General features: G+C 36.0%; 18 protein-coding genes. 8 read left to right on the top strand and 10 right to left on the bottom strand.

Annotation, left to right across the window (positions count from 1 at the left end; genetic code table 11):
- Positions 1-107: 107 nt before the first annotated feature.
- From murB to recF, 5 genes are all read right to left on the bottom strand, one after another.
- Positions 108-1,121, bottom strand: a complete 1,014-nt coding sequence (gene murB, locus AC51AA_RS10425) for a UDP-N-acetylmuramate dehydrogenase (RefSeq protein ID WP_500705629.1) — start codon at positions 1,119-1,121, stop codon at positions 108-110.
- 137 nt (positions 1,122-1,258) lie between these two features.
- Complete coding sequence (gene hisC, locus AC51AA_RS10420; RefSeq protein ID WP_500702045.1) at positions 1,259-2,359, bottom strand: histidinol-phosphate transaminase; 1,101 nt, start codon at positions 2,357-2,359, stop codon at positions 1,259-1,261.
- 86 nt (positions 2,360-2,445) lie between these two features.
- Positions 2,446-3,123, bottom strand: coding sequence for a DUF2461 domain-containing protein (locus tag AC51AA_RS10415; RefSeq protein WP_500702044.1), 678 nt, complete (start codon positions 3,121-3,123; stop codon positions 2,446-2,448).
- A gap of 7 nt (positions 3,124-3,130) precedes the next feature.
- Positions 3,131-3,826, bottom strand: coding sequence for a thioredoxin domain-containing protein (locus AC51AA_RS10410; RefSeq protein WP_500702043.1), 696 nt, complete (start codon positions 3,824-3,826; stop codon positions 3,131-3,133).
- 63 nt (positions 3,827-3,889) lie between these two features.
- Complete coding sequence (gene recF, locus AC51AA_RS10405) at positions 3,890-4,969, bottom strand: DNA replication/repair protein RecF (RefSeq protein ID WP_500702042.1); 1,080 nt, start codon at positions 4,967-4,969, stop codon at positions 3,890-3,892.
- 405 nt (positions 4,970-5,374) lie between these two features.
- Here recF and AC51AA_RS10400 point away from each other — a divergent pair, with 405 nt between their 5' ends.
- The 8 genes from AC51AA_RS10400 to AC51AA_RS10365 all read left to right on the top strand — a co-directional run bounded on the left by AC51AA_RS10400 (position 5,375) and on the right by AC51AA_RS10365 (position 15,494).
- Positions 5,375-6,154 (top strand): tetratricopeptide repeat protein, encoded by a 780-nt coding sequence (locus tag AC51AA_RS10400; RefSeq protein WP_500702041.1) that lies wholly within the window; start codon positions 5,375-5,377, stop codon positions 6,152-6,154.
- Positions 6,155-6,234: 80 nt separating this feature from the next.
- Positions 6,235-6,807, top strand: a complete 573-nt coding sequence (gene ribH / locus AC51AA_RS10395; RefSeq protein WP_500702040.1) for a 6,7-dimethyl-8-ribityllumazine synthase — start codon at positions 6,235-6,237, stop codon at positions 6,805-6,807.
- Between the two features lie 221 nt (positions 6,808-7,028).
- Entirely contained in the window at positions 7,029-8,951 is a 1,923-nt protein-coding gene (mutL, locus tag AC51AA_RS10390) for a DNA mismatch repair endonuclease MutL (RefSeq protein ID WP_500702039.1), read from the top strand.
- On the top strand, positions 8,948-9,697 hold the full coding sequence (locus tag AC51AA_RS10385; protein WP_500702038.1) for a rhomboid family intramembrane serine protease: 750 nt from the start codon (positions 8,948-8,950) through the stop codon (positions 9,695-9,697). The genes mutL and AC51AA_RS10385 overlap by 4 nt, the downstream gene beginning before the upstream one ends.
- A gap of 42 nt (positions 9,698-9,739) precedes the next feature.
- Positions 9,740-10,603: a rhomboid family intramembrane serine protease gene (locus AC51AA_RS10380; protein WP_500702037.1), complete on the top strand. Its 864-nt coding sequence runs from the start codon at positions 9,740-9,742 to the stop codon at positions 10,601-10,603.
- 19 nt (positions 10,604-10,622) lie between these two features.
- Positions 10,623-11,669, top strand: a complete 1,047-nt coding sequence (locus tag AC51AA_RS10375; RefSeq protein ID WP_500702036.1) for an endonuclease/exonuclease/phosphatase family protein — start codon at positions 10,623-10,625, stop codon at positions 11,667-11,669.
- Positions 11,670-12,032: 363 nt separating this feature from the next.
- Positions 12,033-13,328, top strand: coding sequence for an aminopeptidase P family protein (locus AC51AA_RS10370; RefSeq protein ID WP_500702035.1), 1,296 nt, complete (start codon positions 12,033-12,035; stop codon positions 13,326-13,328).
- Positions 13,329-13,331: 3 nt separating this feature from the next.
- Complete coding sequence (locus tag AC51AA_RS10365) at positions 13,332-15,494, top strand: S9 family peptidase (protein ID WP_500702034.1); 2,163 nt, start codon at positions 13,332-13,334, stop codon at positions 15,492-15,494.
- A 309-nt stretch (positions 15,495-15,803) separates the two neighbouring features.
- Here the strand turns inward: AC51AA_RS10365 and AC51AA_RS10360 are convergent, their stop codons facing one another.
- From AC51AA_RS10360 to AC51AA_RS10340, 5 genes are all read right to left on the bottom strand, one after another.
- Entirely contained in the window at positions 15,804-16,418 is a 615-nt protein-coding gene (locus AC51AA_RS10360) for a WbqC family protein (protein WP_500702033.1), read from the bottom strand.
- Between the two features lie 105 nt (positions 16,419-16,523).
- Complete coding sequence (lepB, locus tag AC51AA_RS10355) at positions 16,524-18,080, bottom strand: signal peptidase I (protein WP_500702032.1); 1,557 nt, start codon at positions 18,078-18,080, stop codon at positions 16,524-16,526.
- 71 nt (positions 18,081-18,151) lie between these two features.
- On the bottom strand, positions 18,152-18,853 hold the full coding sequence (dapB, locus tag AC51AA_RS10350) for a 4-hydroxy-tetrahydrodipicolinate reductase (protein WP_500702031.1): 702 nt from the start codon (positions 18,851-18,853) through the stop codon (positions 18,152-18,154).
- A 43-nt stretch (positions 18,854-18,896) separates the two neighbouring features.
- Positions 18,897-19,457, bottom strand: a complete 561-nt coding sequence (locus AC51AA_RS10345) for a DUF5683 domain-containing protein (RefSeq protein WP_500702030.1) — start codon at positions 19,455-19,457, stop codon at positions 18,897-18,899.
- Positions 19,457-20,359: a ParB/RepB/Spo0J family partition protein gene (locus AC51AA_RS10340; RefSeq protein ID WP_500702029.1), complete on the bottom strand. Its 903-nt coding sequence runs from the start codon at positions 20,357-20,359 to the stop codon at positions 19,457-19,459. Before AC51AA_RS10340 ends, AC51AA_RS10345 begins: the two co-directional genes overlap by 1 nt.
- Between the last annotated feature and the right edge of the window lie 3 nt (positions 20,360-20,362).

The following is a 20,362-nucleotide window of genomic DNA, read 5'->3' as shown; positions in this document are numbered from 1 at the left end:
CCAATCGAGCGAACTCGAGATGTTTGTTCTTAATTGTAAACTAGAATGTTATTTTTTTTCTTTTTTCCTTGGAATTCTTTCCATTGAAAGTTAGTGAAAAATGGTATTTAAATGATGTTTACTTCTGCTTCAATGTGAATGCCGAAAGTATTGAAAACCGTTTGCTGCACTTCTTTAGAAACCGCTAAGATTTCTTGACCAGTAGCATTTCCGTAATTCACTAATACCAAGGCTTGGTTTTTATGGACTCCAGCATCGCCAAAACGTTTTCCTTTGAAGCCTGCTTGTTCGATTAACCAGCCAGCAGGTACTTTTACTTCTGTTGCTGAAATTTCATAGAATTTCATTTCAGGGAACTTCTGGTGGATTTTTTCGAAATCCGTTTTTAGTAAAATAGGGTTTTTAAAGAAACTTCCACTGTTACCTAGTACTTTAGGATCAGGTAGTTTGCTTTGTCGAATAGTAATTACAGCATTACTAACCTCTTTTAAAGTGGGGCTTGTAATGTTGTTTTTAGCCAATTCAGCCATAATATCACCATAGGAAACATTGATTTTGTGATTGCGTTTACTGAGTTTATATACTACCGAAGTGATGATGTATTGATCTTTGACTTCGTTTTTAAAGATGCTTTCTCTGTATCCAAAACGACAGTCTGCATTGGTGAAGGTTTTGATTTGCTTTGTGGCAATGTTTAGTGCTTCACAAGAGACAAAAGTGTCTTTGATTTCGGTTCCGTAGGCGCCGATATTTTGAACCGGAGTCGTACCCACATTCCCTGGAATTAGGGACATATTTTCTAAGCCACCAAAATCGTTCTCGATGGTCCAAAGTACAAAGTCATGCCAGGTTTCTCCAGCCTGACTCTCAACCCAAACAAAATCGTTGTCTTCTTTGATAACTTTTTTGCCTTTTAAATCGATGTGTATCACTAAGGCGTCGATGTCTTTGGTTAGTAACATATTACTTCCACCACCTAGAATGAATTTTTTCTGATTGTTGTTTTCTTCTAAAATGGTTATTAATTCGGCTATAGAGTGTACGGCAACAAATTGTTTTGCTTTGGCTTCGATACCAAATGTATTGTAGTTTTTTAAAGAAAAATTGGACTGGATTTCCATAAACAAAGGGCTTTTTTGAAGAATTAATTCTGACTTCAAAAGTAAGGATTATAATTTATTTGCACTGAATTTCTGTGACAAACAATATAAGGGTTCAAAAATAAGGCACGGTGGCTATGCAGCTGTTTTAATATAGATTACTGTATGGCATTTATGAATTGCTGCATTTCTTTTTGGGTACCGATGGTAATTCTAGTCCATTGTCCTTTTTCTTCATAGATTTTGGTGCCCATTATGTGGTGGTCTTCTAGTTGTTTGAAGAAATCCTTTTTATAATGCTCCAAAGAGAAATAGATAAAATTGGCATGGGAAGCAATACAACTTAGACCGAGTTGGTTAAGTTGGTCCAGAGTGTATCTTTTTACCGCTTCATTGGCCGTATATACTTGTTTGACGAATTGTTCGTCCTCTAAAGAGGCTAGTGCAGCTGCGGCCGATACGACACTTATCGATAAGTTAGGAGCTGATTGTAAAGCAGAAAGTTGTTCAATGATAGAGGAGGCGGCAACGGCATAACCGATACGTGCTCCTGCTAATGCGTACATTTTGGAAAATGTTTTGGTGATGATGAGATTTTCATTGGTGAGCACTAGATCACTTAGGGATTGTTCTTTGGTGAAGTCGATATAGGCTTCATCGACAAATACGATCACTTTTTTTGTGGCGGCTCTGATAAAGGATAGTAGTTCTTCTCTATCGCATAGGGTGCCCGTTGGATTGTTAGGATTGCAGATGTAAATCATTTTGGTATCGGAGTCGATAGCCTGTAACATCGCTTTCAAATCGTGTTTTTTGTCTTGAGTTAAAGGAACAGTAATTTTTTTTAGACCCAATTTCTCGCAAGGGTAGGTCCAATAATCAAAGGTGTTCTCAGCCAGTATAAAATTGCCTTTTTTTAAAGCAGTGAGTTGTAATACTAAATCTAGAATTTCTGTTGAGCCTGCCCCAAGTAAAATATTTTGGTCTGCGACCTTGTTCTTTTGGGCAATAGCTGTTATCAGTTTTGAGGTTAGATCCCAGCCGTACCGATTGCTGCTATTGATGCTTTTGACCATGGCTTGTCTAGCTAGTGGGGATGGACCATATGGATTTTCGTTTGATCGTAATGTGATCGGAGATTGATCAAAATCAGAATAAAAAACCTCTGATGGGGTAGAGGCAAAGGTCTCAAATTGACAAAGCCCTAATCCTATGGTACCTAAGCTAAGTTGTTTTAGCCATTTTCTGCGATCACTCATGCCTCTTTTAGATTTGATTAACTGTTTAAAGAGTAGGTCGTTAAGGTGTGGAAAAAGTTACAGGGTATGAGAAAAAATGAAGGGTTTTAAAACTCATCCGTATCTAAAGCACGATTAAAGAAATCGTTTAGAGGCTTTAGTATGATTAGTTTTTGACTCATTTTAGCAACAAAATCTTTTTGAGTTACGTCAGAGATGTCATATTTTTGGGTAGCAGTAAAGCTTTTTAGTTTTAAAAACTCGATCGCAGGATGTTCTTTTTCGTAACCTCTAGGTGGATTTTTTAGAGAGTTGGTCTCTGTTACATCTAAATTTTTGAATTCTTTTTTGAAGTTTTTATCGGATAGGATAGCTTCTAAATCATCATGAAAAAAAGCAATTTCTTTGCGTATTTTTTTTAGATCATCGGATTCGGGGGAGTAGAATCCGCCTGCGATGAAACTGGCTCCTTTTTCAATATGGATATAATATCCAGCGCGATTTACCCCTTTGGTCCCTGGGGAAATCCAAACCCCTAAATGCGCTTTGTAAGGTGATTTGTCCTTAGAGAAACGGATGTCGCGATTGATTCTAAAGGTGCAGTTTTTAACCTCCAATAATTCTAAAGAAGCATCAAGTGGTTTTAGGGCATCTAGAAAGTCACTCACCAATTGGTGGTAATCTTTTTTAAAAATCTCGTATCGTTTTTTATTTTCTAAAAACCAATCTCTATTGTTGTTGGTTTTTAGATCGTCTAAAAATTGAAGTGATTCTTTGGTGAGCATAACGGCTTTATTGAAGTTGTTTTTTCAAATCTTGTTCACTGATGTAACCAGGGTTTTTCCATATTTCCTTTTTGTTCTCATAGAGAACCACAAGAGGAAGTTGATTGATTTTCATTTCTTCGGCTAATGATTTGTTTTTATCCACATCAATACGAATAATGGTTACTTGGTCTGCCATTTCTTTTTGCATCTTTATCAGATAAGGCTCCATTTTTTTACAAGGTCCGCACCACTGTGCATAAAAATCAACCAATACTTTTTTATCGGTATTGAGTAATTTATTGAAATCCTCCATGGTCATGCCTACATGAGCTGCTGAGGGTTGTGTCATGCCTTCTGCTTTCCAATTCATCATTCCGCCTTCTAATTCATAAACGGTGGTAAAACCTAATGCGTTTAATTTTGCGGCTGCTTTTTTACTTCTTCCTCCACTCAAACAATAGACAAAAACAGGTTTCGATTTATCATATGCGGCTACTTTTGTTTCAAAATTCTCGCCATTCCAGTTGACGTTTTTGGCATTGTCAATATGTTCCGATGCGAATTCGTCAGGAGTTCGTACATCCAAAATTTGTGGATTCTCAGTAGTTTTTATTTTTTCAGCAAAATCTTTGGGTTTAATTTCTTGGGCAGTAGCATTTTGTTTGGCACAAGAAAGGAATATAAAGGAGGAAACTAATAATAGTGTGTGAAATAATTTCATGATGTAAATTTTGTAATAATGGCGCTAAATTAATGATTTTTCATTTTTGAGTTCTGAAAGAAATCATAAATTAAATATTTTGTAGCTCTGATGTGTTGATTTAACGATGGCTTCTGTGCGCTCAGGATGAGTATCAGAGATGAAAAGTTGTCCAAAAGTGTCACTATTGACCATTTCTACGATTTTGGCGACGCGATTTTCGTCTAGTTTGTCAAAAATATCATCAAAAAGCAGTAGGGGTTTTACACCGCTCTGTTTTTTTAGAAATTCAAATTGAGCTAGTTTCAAAGCAATTAAAAATGACTTTTGCTGACCTTGAGATCCGAATTTTTTGATTGGATGTCCATCGATCTCGAAGGATAGGTCGTCTTTATGGGTGCCGACGCTAGTGTAGTGCAGCGCACGATCTTTATTGATGTTTTCCTGTAAAAGTGTGAGTAAGTCTTTTTCGAATAAATGGCTTTCATACACCAGTTGAACGGTTTCTTCAGATCCTGTTATCGCATGATGATGTACTTTAAAGATAGGGATGAATTCGGCCAAGAATTCTTTTCGTTTTTCAAAAATGGATTGGCCAATGACATTCAGCTGTTCATTATATATGGATAAGGTGTCGTTGTCAAAAACGTGATTGAGTGCAAAATATTTGAGTAAAGCATTTCGCTGCACAATGATCTTTTGGTATTGAATGAGTTGGTGCAAATAAGTGGCGTCTAATTGCGAAATGACACTATCCATAAATTTGCGACGCGTTTCACTTCCTTCTATAATCAAATCACGATCGGCAGGAGAAATAATGACCAAAGGGATAAAACCAATATGATCTGAAAATTTATCATAGGCTTTACCGTTTCTTTTTAAGATTTTTTTCTGTCCTTTTTTTAAACTACAAACGATCTGTTCTTTTCTTTCGTTTTTTTCTAATTCGGCATCGATGACAAAAAATTCTTCGCCATGTTTGATGTTTTGAACCGCTAGGGGATTAAAATAACTTTTCCCATAGGCCAAATGATAAATGGCATCCAGCACATTGGTTTTTCCAATTCCGTTTTTTCCCACAAAACAATTGATCTTGTGATCAAAATCAAAGCTGACTTCGGAGAAATTTTTATAATTGAATAAGGAAATTTTGTTTAAATACATTTTTTAAAGACGCTATATAATACAATATAATGTTCTAGGATAACTTTTTGGTAGCTGATTTTAGCCTTGTAGACACCTTTTACACTCTAGATTTAGTGGGTTTAGACGCTAAATTTGGTTTGTGCTTTTTGTAAACGGTGTTGGTTGGTGTAATCGGGGGCTAAAATTGCGGTAGTAGCTGGGCCAAGTTATATCTGTTGAACATCAAAATTTGAGGCTGCAAATTATCGAAAATTATCGATATAAAAGGCTTTTTAGAGCTTTTGGCAATGAATTATTTTGTGGCAATTTAGCAAGGAAGTTGTGGTTTAATGAATTATTTTTTTAAAATAGATAGAAAGTTGATTTTTTTTACGTTGGTTTCAATAAAAATTTTATTTTTGCCGTTCACTAAATTAATTTTAAATGGCTACTTACAATAAAAGAGGATATAAAGCACCAAAGGAGAAGGAAGTTAAAGAAGTAAATGAGGAACAACAAGTGATCATTGATGAGAAAGACAGCACTACAGCTGGTGTTTTTTCAAAATTAGATGAAACGGCTTCAAAAACTGAGGATTGGGTTGCTAAAAATCAAAAAATCATTATTGGTTTAGTGGCTGGTATTGCCGTGGCTACTATTGGTTATTTGGCTTACCAAAAATTCATTGAAGCACCTAAGCAAGACGAAGCTGCAAATGAAATGTTTGTTGCACAAGAAAACTTCAAAAAAGCTACTGAAGGTGTGGCAAGTGATTCTTTATATAAATTAGCTTTGAATGGTGCTGAAGGTAAATTCGGTTTCTTGAAAATTGCTGATGAATATTCAGGAACTGATGCTGGAAATTTAGCGAACTATTATGCTGGTATGGCCTATTTGAATACGGGTAAATTTGATGAAGCGATTACTTATTTAAGTAAATTCAAATCAGAAGAAGCTATTATTAATGCTTTAGCAATCGGTGCAATTGGAGATGCTCATGCTCAAAAGAATCAACAAAAAGAAGCTTTAGAGTTTTATGTAAAAGCAGCTGAATCGAATAAAAACGATTTTACAACGCCTCGTTTCTTATTAAAAGCAGGTAAAACAGCTTTGGCTTTAGGTCAAAAAGAAGATGCTTTAAAATACTTGACAGATATCAAAGAAAACTACGATACAACTCCAGAAGCAAATGCTGTTGATGTATTGATTGGTTTAGCACAATAAATACGAGTAGAGTTGAGATTTTAGGATTAAGATTTGTATTTTAGCAATCTGAAGTCTAAACACTAATCTTAAATATAAAGATGGCTACCGAAAATAAAAATTTATCAGACTACGATAAAAACACGATCCCAAATGCGAAAAATTTTCGATTTGGGATTGTTGTTTCTGAATGGAACGAAACCATAACTGAAGGACTTTATAATGGAGCTTTTGAAGCGCTAATTGATAATGAAGTTCCTGCTCAACAAATTATTCGCTGGAATGTACCAGGGAGTTTTGAATTGATTTATGGTGCGAAAAAAATGCTACAAACGCAAAATGTTGATGCGGTTATTGTTATTGGGTGTGTCATCCAGGGGCAAACCAAACATTTTGATTTTGTATGTGAAGGGGTTACACAAGGAATTAAAGACTTGAATGTTCAAACCGATATTCCTGTTATTTTCTGTGTTTTGACCGATAACAACATGCAACAATCTATTGACAGAAGTGGGGGAGTTCACGGAAATAAAGGAACTGAAGCTGCGATTGCCGCTATAAAGATGGCGTATATTCGTCAACAAGCTTCAATGTCTCATCCATTTAATCAACCATTGTTGTCTTCAGGTGCGATTCAACTTGAAGAACAACCATATAAGATTGAGAAAGAGTAAAACACGTTTGTTTTAAAAATACTAAAACCTATACTGTGTAAAAATAGTATAGGTTTTTTGTTTTTTTTATGACCATGGATATTCTAAAACCCCACAGAAATTCCTTAAATTTGTACACCTTGGTTTAAAAAACCAGAAATGAATTAATAATATTAGCCTGAGGTTTTTTTCGGACCATGTCTGTTTGAAATCGAAGGACAAACTTTAACCCCAATTTTTTAATGTCGAGTATTATCCAATTACTTCCTGATCATGTTGCTAATCAAATTGCCGCTGGAGAGGTGGTTCAAAGACCTGCTTCAGTTGTAAAAGAGCTGTTGGAAAACGCAGTTGATGCCAAAGCGACCGACATTAAATTGATTATTAAAGATGCCGGAAAAACTTTAGTTCAGGTTATTGATAATGGTTTAGGAATGAGCGTAACGGATGCACGTTTGTGTTTTGCACGCCATGCCACCTCAAAAATTCGTCAGGCAGAAGATTTGTTTGCCTTGGCTACTAAAGGTTTTCGTGGAGAAGCATTGGCGTCTATTGCCGCTATTGCTCATATGGAAATGAAAACCAAGCAAGATCAAGATGAGTTGGGTACACACATTGTGATTGAGGGAAGTAAGTTTGTGTCGGAAGAAGAGGCGGTTTTACCCAAAGGAACCTCCTTTGCAGTTAAAAATTTGTTTTTCAATATTCCTGCTAGGCGTAATTTCTTAAAGTCGGACACTGTTGAATTTCGACATGTTATGGATGAATTTCAGCGTGTGGCTTTAGCACATCCTAATATTCATTTTACTTTTTACCATAATGGAAGTGAAATGTACAATTTGCCTGCAGCAGGTCATCGTCAAAGAGTGGTGGGGATTTTTTCAGGTAAAACCAATGAGAAATTAGTTCCAGTTAGTGAAGATACAGAGATCATTAATGTACAAGGATTTGTTTGCAAGCCCGAATTTGCGAAGAAAAATAGAGGGGAGCAATTCTTTTTTGTAAACGATCGTTTTATTAAAAGTGGTTATTTACATCATGCTGTTATGGCGGCATACGACGGTCTTTTAAAAGACGGTTCTCAACCGAGTTATTTCTTGTATCTGCAAGTACCTCCCAATACCATTGATATTAATATTCATCCAACTAAAACGGAAATTAAATTCGATGATGAGCAAGCCTTGTATGCTATTTTACGCGCATCGATAAAACATAGTTTGGGACAGTTTAATGTGGCACCGGTGCTTGATTTTGACCGAGATGCCAATTTAGACACACCCTATCATTATAAAGATGTAGAGGCTGAAACGCCTACGATTCAAGTGGACGGAACCTTTAATCCCTTTACAGACGATAAAACCAATCAACATTATACCAAATCAAGTTTCGGATCAAACTCTGGATCTAATTCCAGTGCTAGTGCTAGTTTTAGTTCGGGATCAAATTCTTACGGAAGTTATTCTAAAAGAGTAGAACCGACTGCAAGCTGGGAAAGTTTGTATGTAGGTTTGGAAACTGATACGATAGAAAGTTCGCCTTTTGTGTTTGAAAATGAAGAGGTGACTTCGTCTTTATTCAATGAAGAAGATGTAGAACAAGCGGTTCATAAAACCTATCAGATTCATAAAAAATATATTGTTTCGCCTATCAAGTCAGGAATGGTCATTGTGGATCAGCAGCGTGCGCATCAGCGTATTTTGTACGAACAGTTTTTGCTTAACATGACCGTAAATCAAGCATTGAGTCAGCAATTGCTGTTTCCTTTGGATTTGTTTTATTCCTCAGGGGAGATGGAATTGATCGAAGAGCTAAAACCTTCCTTAGCGACTACTGGTTTTGTTTTTGATGAGTCAAAAAACGATCATATCGTGATTTCGGGTATTCCAGTTAATATAACCGAGAGTGAAGTTTCATTAGTAATCGAACAGTTGTTGAGTGATTTACAGGATGGAATTCCAGCTAGTAGTTATAGCCAGAATGATACGATAGCCAAATCGATGGCCAAAAGTTTAGCGGTTAAAACAGGATCTTATTTAACCGAAAAAGAACAAGATAATTTAGTAAACGGATTGTTTGCTTGTAAAGATCCTAATATTTCACCTTTTCAGAAACCTACTTTCATCACCATGCGTGTGGAAGATATAGATAAAAAGTTTGCCTTATGATGAATATGACTCCCGTAGTAAAACAGTTATTGATTATCAATGTTATCTTTTTTCTGGGCTCACAGTTAGTACCCGTTTCGTACGAGTATTTGGCGATGTTTTTTCCAGAAAATCCAAATTTTAAAGGTTGGCAACTGCTTACTCATATGTTTATGCATGGCGGTATTATGCATATTGCTTTTAATATGATTGCCATGGTATCTTTTGGATCTGCCTTGGAGCATTTCTGGGGTGGTAAAAAGTTTTTGTTTTTTTATGTTTCATGTGGTTTAGGTGCAGCCCTTTTGCATACGGCTGTAAATTATTATTCTTTTCAGGATACGTTGAATGTTTTGATGGCCAATGGCTATCATAAAGAGGATATCTTGAAACTTTTAAGTGAAGGTAAAATCGATACAAGATGGCAGGACATAGTTTCTGTTTCGGAATTTAGAAGTTTTACAGATGCGTATTTAGGTACGGTAGTAGGAGCTTCAGGGGCTATTTATGGTTTATTAACGGCTTTTGCTTTTATGTTTCCTAATGCTGAATTAGCGCTTATGTTTATTCCTGTGCCTATTAAGGCCAAATACTTTGTGCCAGGAATTTTAGCAGTCGATTTGTTTTTAGGTTTTAGAGGAAGCTCTTTGTTTGGAAGCGGAGGTACTGGTATAGCTCATTTTGCTCATGTTGGAGGAGCTATTACTGGTTTTTTAATCATGTGGTACTGGAAAAAGAATCAGTTTAATAGTAATCGTTGGAATTAATTTTTAATTTTAAGATCGAATATAAAACCTAAAAAAAGCTTTATGAATATTCTGGACGATTTGAAATTACAGTATAAATTAGGAGGCATTGCCATGCGTGTTATTTATTGGAACATTGCTTGCTTTTTAATTTCTCTGATATTCTTTTATCAATTTACCACCGGACAATTTGCTTTTCCAAGTTGGATCGCCTTATCGTCGGATCCAGAAGTTTTTGCATTTAGACCTTGGACCTTTTTGACTTACGCTTTTTTTCATGATGGCTTTTTGCATCTGTTGTTTAATATGATGGTGTTGAATTTTGCGAGCACCTTATTTTTGACTTATTTCACTCAAAAGCAATATTTGGGATTGTATATCTTAAGTGCTATTTTTTCGGGGATGGTCTTTGTTGGGTGTTTTTATTTTTTAGGCTTGTCTGCTTCTATAGTGGGGGCTTCTGCCGCAATTATGGCTATTTTGGTGGCGGCAACGACTTATCAACCTTTGATGAGTGTACGTTTGATGCTCGTGGGGAATGTAAAGCTGTGGCATATTACCGGGGTGATTTTGGTTTTGGATTTGATGCAATTTCGTACAGGCAATATGGGTGGTCATATTTCGCATTTAGCTGGAGCCGTTTTTGGCTTTATTTTCATTAAATTGCTTCAGAATGGCACCGACCTAAGTAAAGTAGTTTCTGGTACAGTAGGTTTCTTTGCGAACTTATTTAAGAAGTCGCCTTCGACTCCTTTTACCAAAGTACATAAGACGTACCAAAAGCCTGTAGAGAAAACGACTTCAAGAATTGTGACCAAGGACAAAACCCAACAGCAAATTGATGAGATCTTGGATAAAATTAGCCAATCTGGTTATGATTGTTTGACTAAGGAAGAAAAAGAATTTTTGTTTAAAGCTGGAAAATAATCCTTTCTAATAAAAGAATATGAAGAACCTTTCTTGGTTTAATAAAATGATGTTCTTTTTGAATATAGTATTAACTGTATTGACTTTTAGTATCTATGTTTTACCTTTTCTGGCTCCTAAGAGTTTTCCACTTTTATCGGTATTAACACTGTTTATGCCTGTGTTTTTTGTGCTCAATGGTTTGTTCTTTGTGTACTGGGCAATTCAGTTTAAAAAGCGTCTTATTTTATCTGGTTTGGTTTTGTTAACGGGAATTACTTTTATTAGTAAGTTCTATAAGTTCTCGGCCACAGAGTATGTTAAAAGTGATAAGGATTTCTCCGTAATGAGTTACAATGTGCGTCTTTTTAATGTATTTAAATGGTTGGACCGTGATGATATTCCTTCGAATATAAAAGCGTTTATAGACGAAAAAGATCCGGACATCCTGTGTATTCAAGAATATTCAAATTCAGCTCATCTGGATTTAAAAGTATATCCGCATCGTTACATCTTTATAGAGGGCAATCAGATTAAAACAGGTCAGGCTATTTTTTCTAAATTTCCTATTATATTCCAAGGGAAAATGATTTTTCCTAATTCCGATAACAATGTCATTTACGCCGATATCAAGCGTGGAAAGGACGTTATTCGAGTATACAATATGCACTTGCAATCGATTAAAATTTCTCCAGATGTGAGCGATATTTCCAAGAATATTGACAATGTGAATCAACAAAAATCACAACTGATTTACACTAGGATAAGCAAAGGATTTAGACAGCAACAAGAGCAAGCGCAGATTTTTAAAGAAAATATGAAGCAATGTACCTATCCTATCATTATTTGTGGGGATATGAACAATAGCCCGTTTTCATACGTTTATCGCAATATCAAAGGAAAACTAAAAGACAGTTTCGAAGAGGCTGGCGAAGGATTTGGAGCGACTTATAAGTTCCGTTACTATCCAGCGAGAATTGATTACATTTTTGCTGATAGTAAAATGAAGGTGAAGAAATTCGAAAGTTTTCCTGATTTTGAGAACTCCGATCATTATCCTATTATGACCATACTTTCAATGGAATAATAGGTATAAGCGATAGTGTTTATTTCCATGTTATATATTGTTTCCCTAAAGTGTCGGCATTCTTAAGTAGCGTCTACACTGATTTTTGTTTTCTCTTGATTATACCATTTGTTTTTTCTTTTTTAGGGGTAAATAGTTCCCTCCTTCTAGCTAGAAGTAAAGGGGCGATCTTTGAATAATAAGGTACTTGTTTTGGTTTTTCAAAGGCTTTGGGAGGTCTATGTCAACGGTACAAAAAAATGTGTAAATTTGGTTTTGTGTGAAGAGGTGTGAGTATTGAGTCTTCCAAAGGCCAAAATGAGAGGTAAAATTATTTTGGGTAAAACCATTTCTTTAAATGCTAAAATGTTTTAATAAAAAAAAATGAGATACGATTCAATTCCGGTTTCTTTGTTCGAAAACAACCGCAAACAGTTTGTGGCAAAGATGAAAAGTAACAGTGTGGCTATTCTAACTTCAAATGATGTCATGCCTAATAATGCTGATGATGTGATGGGCTTTGCGCAAAACAATGATTTGTTTTATTTGAGTGGAATTGAGCAGGACGAAACCATATTAGTACTTTATCCTGATGCTTTTAAAGAAGAAAACCGAGCTGTTTTATTTGTGAAGGAAGTCAGTGAGCATACGTTAATTTGGGATGGTGATTTTTTAACCAAAGAAAAAGTGTCGGCTATTTCTGGAATCAAGAATGTGAAGTGGATTCATGAATTTGAAAAGGCAATACAACTTTTTGCCTTTGAAGCGGATACATTTTATTTGGGACACAACGAACATATCAAGAGAATTACTTCAGAGATGAACACCCGTCAAGATCGAATGATTCAATGGTGTAAACAAAAATACCCATTACATCAATACGAGCGTGTGGCTAAAATTACCCGAGAGTTACGGCCTATCAAATCGGAGGAAGAAATTGAACTTATTCAAAAGGCTGTTGCTATAAGTGTCAAGGGATTTAAAGCCTTGTCAAAAGCGCTGAAGCCTAATGTGAAAGAGTACGAGTTGGAAGCTGAATTAGCCTATGAATATGTAAAGAATGGTGGAAATCGTCATGCTTTTAAACCGATTATAGCTTCTGGTAAAAATGCCTGTGCGCTGCATTATAATACCAACGATTCAGTTTGTAAAGAAGGGGAGATGATTTTGGTAGATTTCGGCGTTTGTTACGCCAATTATAATTCAGACATCACCCGTTGTCTTCCTGTGAGTGGAACCTTTTCGCCTCGACAGAAAGAGGTGTATCAATCCGTTTTACATTGTTTAAAAGAAGGGGCTAAACTTCTAAAACCAGGTGTGCTGTCCAAAGATTACGAACTGCAAATGGCAAGTCTAGTGGAAGCAGAATTGGTGAAGTTGGGTTTAATTACTCAAGAGGAAATAGCGAGTCAGGATCCTAATAATCCCGCTTATAAAAAATACTTCATGCATGGAACTGCACATCATTTAGGATTGGATGTTCACGATGTGGGCTTGTATAGTAGACCGTTCGAAAAAGGAATGGTGCTTACCTGCGAACCTGGAATTTACATTAGAGAAGAAGGAATTGGTTGTCGCTTGGAAAATGATTATGTATTGACAGAGGATGGCAATATTAATTTATCTGAGGAAATACCCATTGAAATTGAAGCAATAGAACTATTAATACAAAACCAATAAACCATGATTAAAAAGTACTTTTTTCTACTCTTTTTTGTTTGCTCTGGAATCTGGGCGCAGAAGGAGATCAATATTAATGCCTTACAATGGCTGCCTAATTCGCATTCATTCTGGGTCAATTCACAAGGGAATATTTCAGTTTATGATGTGGACAAACTGGATCAAAACACGGTTGTGTTAACGGATCAACAATTAAAAGAAGCGGGATTCAAGGGGGCTGTAGAAGATTTGGTTTGGAATCAGAACAAAACAAAAGTATTGGTTTATACCAATTCGAAAAAAGTATGGAGAGCCAATACCAAAGGAGATTATTGGTTTTTTGATCTGACAACCGGAAAAGGGAAGAAACTTGGGGCAAATTTAGAAGAGTCCTCTTTGATGTTTGCTAAATTCTCCAATGATAATGAAAATGTGGCTTATGTGTCCAAGCATAATATTTATGTGGAAAATCTAAATTCAGGGAAAATAACAGCATTAACCACTGATGGAACAGATAAGGTGATCAATGGAACGTTTGATTGGGTCTATGAAGAAGAACTGGCTGCTCGTGATGGATTTCGTTGGAGTCCAGATGGAAAAAGTATTGCTTTTTGGCGTGTAGACGCTTCTCAGACTAAATTTCATTTGATGATTAATAATACGGATGCTTTGTATCCTTTTGTTGTTCCTGTGGAATATCCGAAGGCAGGTGAAAAACCTTCTTCTGTGAAAATTGGAGTGGTTGATATTACAAGTCTGCAAACAAAATGGCTGGATATTCCAGGTGAAGCAGATAATAATTATTTGGTTCGTATGCAGTGGGTGGCTAAGGATGCAGTAAAGGTGGTGCAACTCAATAGAAAACAAAATCAAGCTTCTGTATATAATTGCAATACGCAGACCGGGAAAGCCAATTTGATATACCAAGAAAAGTCAGCGGAGTGGATTGATGTTTTTGATATGACCTCGGGAGTATATGACGCTTTTCCTTGTCAGTTCGTGGACAATGGGAAAGCTTTTTTATGGAGTTCAGATGCTGGTGGCTGGATGCAGGTGTATAAGATTAGCAGTGATGGAAAAAAGAAGCAGTTGGTGACTACTGGAGCGTTTGATGCTTATTTTAGAGCTTATAATGAGAAAACAAAGTCCATTTATTATATAGCGAGTCCTAAAGATGCCACACAACGTTATTTATATGAAACGAATTTAAATTCGGGTAAAACAAAAAGATTGACTCCAGCAGAATTTGAGGGAACCAATCAGTATGAATTTTCTACGGATGGATCCTATGCTAAACATACCAATATGAATATCAATCGTGAGCGTAATATACGATTGGTTTCGGTGGGAGATCATAAAAAAGTACTACCACAGCAGTCAGATGATTTTAAAGCTCCCAAGCGTAATTTTTCTTTGGAAAAGTTCAAAGTGACTACCGTTGATGGTGTGGAGCTGGATGGAATCATGGCAAAGCCTCTCAATTTTGATTCTAGTAAAAAATATCCTTTGTTTTTTTATGTGTATGGGGAGCCAGCGGGCTCTGTGGCCAATGATACGCCTTACTTCAATGGGTTTATCGATCAATTGATTCCACAGGGATATATTGGAATTGCTTTAGATAATAGAGGGACTCCGGTATTGAAGGGGACAAAATGGAGAAAGTCTATCTATAAAAATATAGGAATTATCAATACACGCGATCAGGCTATGGCTGCCAAAGAGATTGTAAAATGGAAGTTTATCGATGCCGATAGAGTTGCAGTCCATGGTTGGAGTGGAGGTGGCGCTGTTACCTTAAATTTAATGTTTCAATATCCTGAGATTTACAAAACAGGAGTAGCGGTTGCTGCTGTTGTGGATCAACATTTTTATGATAATATTTATACCGAGCGTTATATGGGATTGCCAGACGAAAACGAAGCGGCCTATATTCAAGCCTCACCGGTAACATATGCTAAGAACTTAAAAGGGAACTTGCTGTATATTCATGGGACAGGCGATGATAACGTACATTATAAAAATGCAGAAGTTTTGATAAATGAATTGGTTAAGTATGATAAAGTATTTAATTTGATGATCTACCCAAATCGCGCACATAGTATTTATGAAGGGGAAGGGACAAGGAAACATTTGTCGGATACATTTATGCAATTTATTCGAGAGAAATGCCCAGCAGGTGCCAAGTAAAATAGCATGAGTTTTAATAAAAAGGGAGTATTTCTTAAAAGGAAATGCTCTCTTTTTGTTTACGGGGATAAGGGTATTGTCAGCTTTTTAATTGGGGCGTTAGAAAGATTTTTTGAGCGCTTCGGGAGTGCTGGACGATAGGACTCTAAGCAATGTGGATTTTTAACTGTTGCTTCTTAGAGAAAACTGTAGTTGAATTGCCAGATGTTGGACACCAATAAAAAATGCTTATGCTGTTTGATTTTTACCTACGAAAACTAGGTAGGAAAAGTAAGTGCTGTACTCGTTTTGGGTTTTACCTTAAAGGAGTTATAGTATTTTTTGGGTCTTTAAGTAATCCATGGCAAATTTACCTTCATTAAAAAGTAAATCCAAAACACTTAAGTTGTTGATGAAACCATGTTTGTCATCAAATACCTGGGTATATTTTTCGAATGAATTGAGGTCTTTTTTTCCGTTAGCCAAATGCCTAAAATCAGCAACGTCTGTTGCTTCATGAAAGTATTCGGTGGTTTTGTCAAAGGCTAATTTCATACGTAGACACTTAGTAGTGATGGCTAGAACCTCTAGGTTTAAATCCATTAAGAAAGTATGTTGTTTCTCAAATATAGGTCGAAGGTCGTCTTCGAAAAACTCAAAGAAAGGAGAACTTCTGTAAGATGCTTCTAAGGATTTAAAGTGTTGTTTTTGCCAGTCGAATTCATTCTCGATAAGAACATCTTTCGTTTTTTGATGTAGGGTCTTAGCGTGTTTAACGGGGATGTTCAGTAACTGAATTCCGTTTGGACTGTAGATATAAGTACGATTTCTGTTGGTTTGTTTCTGAAAATTATCTTCCATTTCAAAAGTAATATTTTCAGATTGAGCCATTACTGCGAAGTGGCTTATCGATGGAAAATAAGTAGGAAGTAATAGAGAGTTCATGTTGTTTAGTTTCAGTTTTTCTTCTACAGTTCGACTTATAGTCTTATTTCATGTTTTATTTCTTTTCAGAGATAAAACATGAAACGGGAACTAAATAGTTTTTATTTATGCTTTGTTTTCTTTTCTTTTTCTCCAGAAATACTCACCAACAAAATAAACGGCTAGAAGGATTAGGAAATATTTGAAATAAGATTGCGGTTGTCCTTCGCCATCCACCGTGGTGAAGACTCTGTTCCAACGAATTTTATTAATTCCTTTTCCGTTTGTATCCCAGCTCATCCAAATGAAAACAGGTTTTCCTACGATATGATTTTCAGGAACATATCCCCAATAACGGCTGTCTTCAGAGTTGTGTCGGTTATCTCCCATCATCCAGTAGTAATCTTGCTTGAAGGTATAGGTGGTTGCTTGTTTTCCGTTAATTAGAAAATGAGAACCGTCTAACGCTAAAGTGTTTCCTTCGTATTTGGTGATGATTTCTTTATAAAAAGGTAGTGATTCATTGTTTAATGCTACAGTCTTTCCAGCTTGTGGGATGTAAATTGGACCAAAATTGTCTTGGTTCCATTTGTTGATATGTGGAAAAATAGCATTGTCATTACCTGTGGCAATTTCTCTTTTTACTGCGGTAATTCCAGGTGTACTTCTCAAACGTTCTGCACTAGCCTCTGTTAATGCTCTGAAAAAGATGGTGTCTCTTTTTTCTTGATCTTTAATGTAAGCGCCATCGGTGATGTCCAACTCTTTCATTAAGGATTCAAAATCGATGGATGTTTTTCCGTCTAAGGCTACAGCATAAGAGTATTGAGGTTTTGCTCTTTCTGGTAAAACTAGTTTTTTACCGTTAATGAAAACAAAGCCGTCTCTAATGGATAAGCTATCTCCAGGGATACCTACACATCTTTTTACATAATTTGATTTTTTGTCAATCGGTTTGATAACTCCTGGTCTTCCTTTTGGTTCGTAGAAATAATGTACAGTGTCTACTGGCCAGTTAAAAACAACGATGTCAGACCGTTTTATTTTTTCTAAAGCTGGAAGTCTAAAGTATGGCAATTGCGGCCAGCTTAGGTATGATTTTCTTTTTAAAAATGGAATAGTGTCATGAACCATTGGTAGGGCTATAGTGGTCATTGGAACACGAGGACCATAGCTTACTTTGCTCACAAACAAAAAGTCACCTATTAATAAGGATTTTTCTAATGATGAAGTAGGAATGGTGTATGGTTGAACAACGTAAGTATGTACTAAGGTCGCTACGATGATCGCAAAAAGTAAAGAACTTACTGTGTCTGCAGCTTTGCTATCTGGTGTTAGATTTCGATCGGCATTGTACACTAATTTTTGTGTATAACTCACATAGTAAATGTAGAAACCTAGGGTAAAGATTCCTAAAACAGTATCTAAGGTTGATTTTTTTCCAAAAGTTCTTAGGGTTTCAATCCAAATAACGGGAAACATAATCAAGTTGATAATCGGGATAAAAAGCAATATAGTCCACCAAGTTGGTCGGCTTATCATTTTCATTAAGATGATCGAATTGTATACAGGAATTGCTGCTTCCCATTTTTTTCGTCCAGCTGCTTCATACATTCTCCAAGTTCCTAGGAAATGAATCACTTGTACAGCTAAGAAAAATACAAACCAAAGATATAGTGTCATAAATATGTTGTTTAGAATTTGAAATTTAGGGTGTCGCCTTTTGGAAAGCTAGGCCTTAAAAACGAAGCGGTTTATTTTAAGTTTAAAACATCTTTCATCGTGTAGATGCCTTTTTTGCCTGCTAACCATTCCGCGGCAATAACAGCTCCAAGAGCAAAACCTTCGCGATTGTGTGCAGTATGTATTAGTTCAATACTATCGACAACAGAATTATAGGTTACTGTATGTGTTCCTGGGACGTCACCAATTCTTTTGGCTTCTATGTGAATCTCATTATTTTTTGCTTGGTCTAAAGTCCAATTGGCGTAATTACTGTTTTCAATAACCCCTTTTGCTAAAGAAATAGCGGTTCCACTTGGAGCATCTAATTTTTGAGTATGGTGAATTTCTTCCATAGTCACTTTGTATGAATCAAACTGAGCCATTATTTTGGCTAAATATTCGTTTAATTCGAAGAAGACATTTACCCCTAAGCTAAAGTTAGAGCTTGAAATAAAGGCACCTTGTTTTTCATTGCAAAGAGCAACCATTTGGTCGAAATGCTCTAGCCAGCCAGTTGTTCCTGAAACTACAGGTACACCAGTGTTAAAACAGTTTGAAATGTTATCTACTGCAGCCGTTGGAACGCTAAAATCGATAGCAACATCAGCCGTTGAAAGTCCGTCGTAAGTATTGAATTCGTCTTTCTTTAAAACAATTTCATGACCTCTTTCTAAAGCAATTCGTTCAATTACTTTACCCATTTTTCCGTATCCTAAAAGCGCAATTTTCATTTTGTATGTTTTTTTGTGAATTTTAAATAGTATTAAAAGCTATCTAAAAGTGGTAGTTAAAAGTTAGTCCGACATTTGGCTTAAATGTTACATCGTCGGGGTAGATTTCTGGACGTAGTGACAATCTTTCGTTTACGTTGAATTGAATCAAAGCCGCGTCAACATTGGCATCGATTATTTGTAAGGCATAGAATCCGACAACAAATAAAGCAGATAAATCCCTGTTTCTTTGATAGAATTTTTGACCAGCAATAAGTCTACTGTCGTCGAGGAATTTAAGATCCTCACCGGTGTAGCCTTCTAGTCTTCGTTTGTATTCGTCGCGATAAGTGTGGTATTTTTTATTGTTATCGAGATAAAAGTACAAACTAGTACCGATGGCTCCGTAAACTAAGGGTATTTTCCAATATTTTTTGTTGTATGCTTGACCTAAACCAGGTAGAATTGCCGAATAGAAGGCGGCTTTTGCTGGTGTAAGTGGGTCTATTTCTTGTAGTTTAGTAGTGTCTTTTACGACTAAAACCGTATCTTTTTTTACCTGAGCAAAAATAGAAACGGTTCCTATGAGAAAGAACAATAGACCTATGGGGACAATTTTATTCACTATCCGTTTATTAATTGTATTATTCGATTAAAGTCTTCTTCAGAAGTAAAGGGAATGGTGATTTTTCCTTTTCCATTATTGGCTACTTTTATATCAACTTTCGCGCCAAAATAATTTGTGAAAGTGCTTTTTTTCTCTTCTTCGATTTCAAAAGAAGAGGCTGATTTTGCTTTTCCTTCGGCTTTTGGTTTTAGACTTTCGTGGTAGTTTTTTACCAAAGTTTCTGTTTCTCGAACCGATAAATTTTGGCTTACTATTTTTTGGTAAATATCAGTTTGAATGTCTAAATCTTCGATGTTGATAATTGCTCTTCCGTGTCCCATGCTAATGAAACCATCGCGAATACCCGTTTGGATAATCGGATCTAGTTTTAAAAGACGTAGGTAATTGGCAATAGTAGAACGTTTTTTACCCACTCGTTCGCTCATTTGCTCTTGAGTTAATTGAATTTCATCAATCAAACGTTGGTAAGAAAGTGCAATCTCAATTGGGTCTAAGTCATGACGTTGAATGTTTTCAACCAAAGCCATAACCAATGATTCATTATCATTAGCAATACGGATGTAGGCAGGAACATGTGTCAAGCCTACTAATGTTGAAGCACGTAAACGACGTTCTCCTGATATTAATTGGTATTTATTGAAGTCTAGTTTTCGAACAGTAATAGGTTGAATCACACCAAGTTCCTTGATGGAAGTGGCTAATTCGCGTAACGACTCTTCATTAAAATTACTTCTAGGTTGAAATGGATTTATTTCGATAGCACTTATTTCAAGCTCTATAATATTTCCAACAACCTTATCAGCATTTTTATCTTCTACTGAGGTAATGTCGTTTTCCGGATCTTTTAATAATGCTGATAATCCTCTTCCTAAGGCTTGTTTTTTAATTGCTTTTGTCATAAA

It is taken from the genome of Flavobacterium sp. OHVDL-2026-0007, from assembly GCF_059882335.1.
Note: the sequence above shows the minus strand (reverse complement) of the source record. Positions and strands in the feature narration are given on the sequence as shown.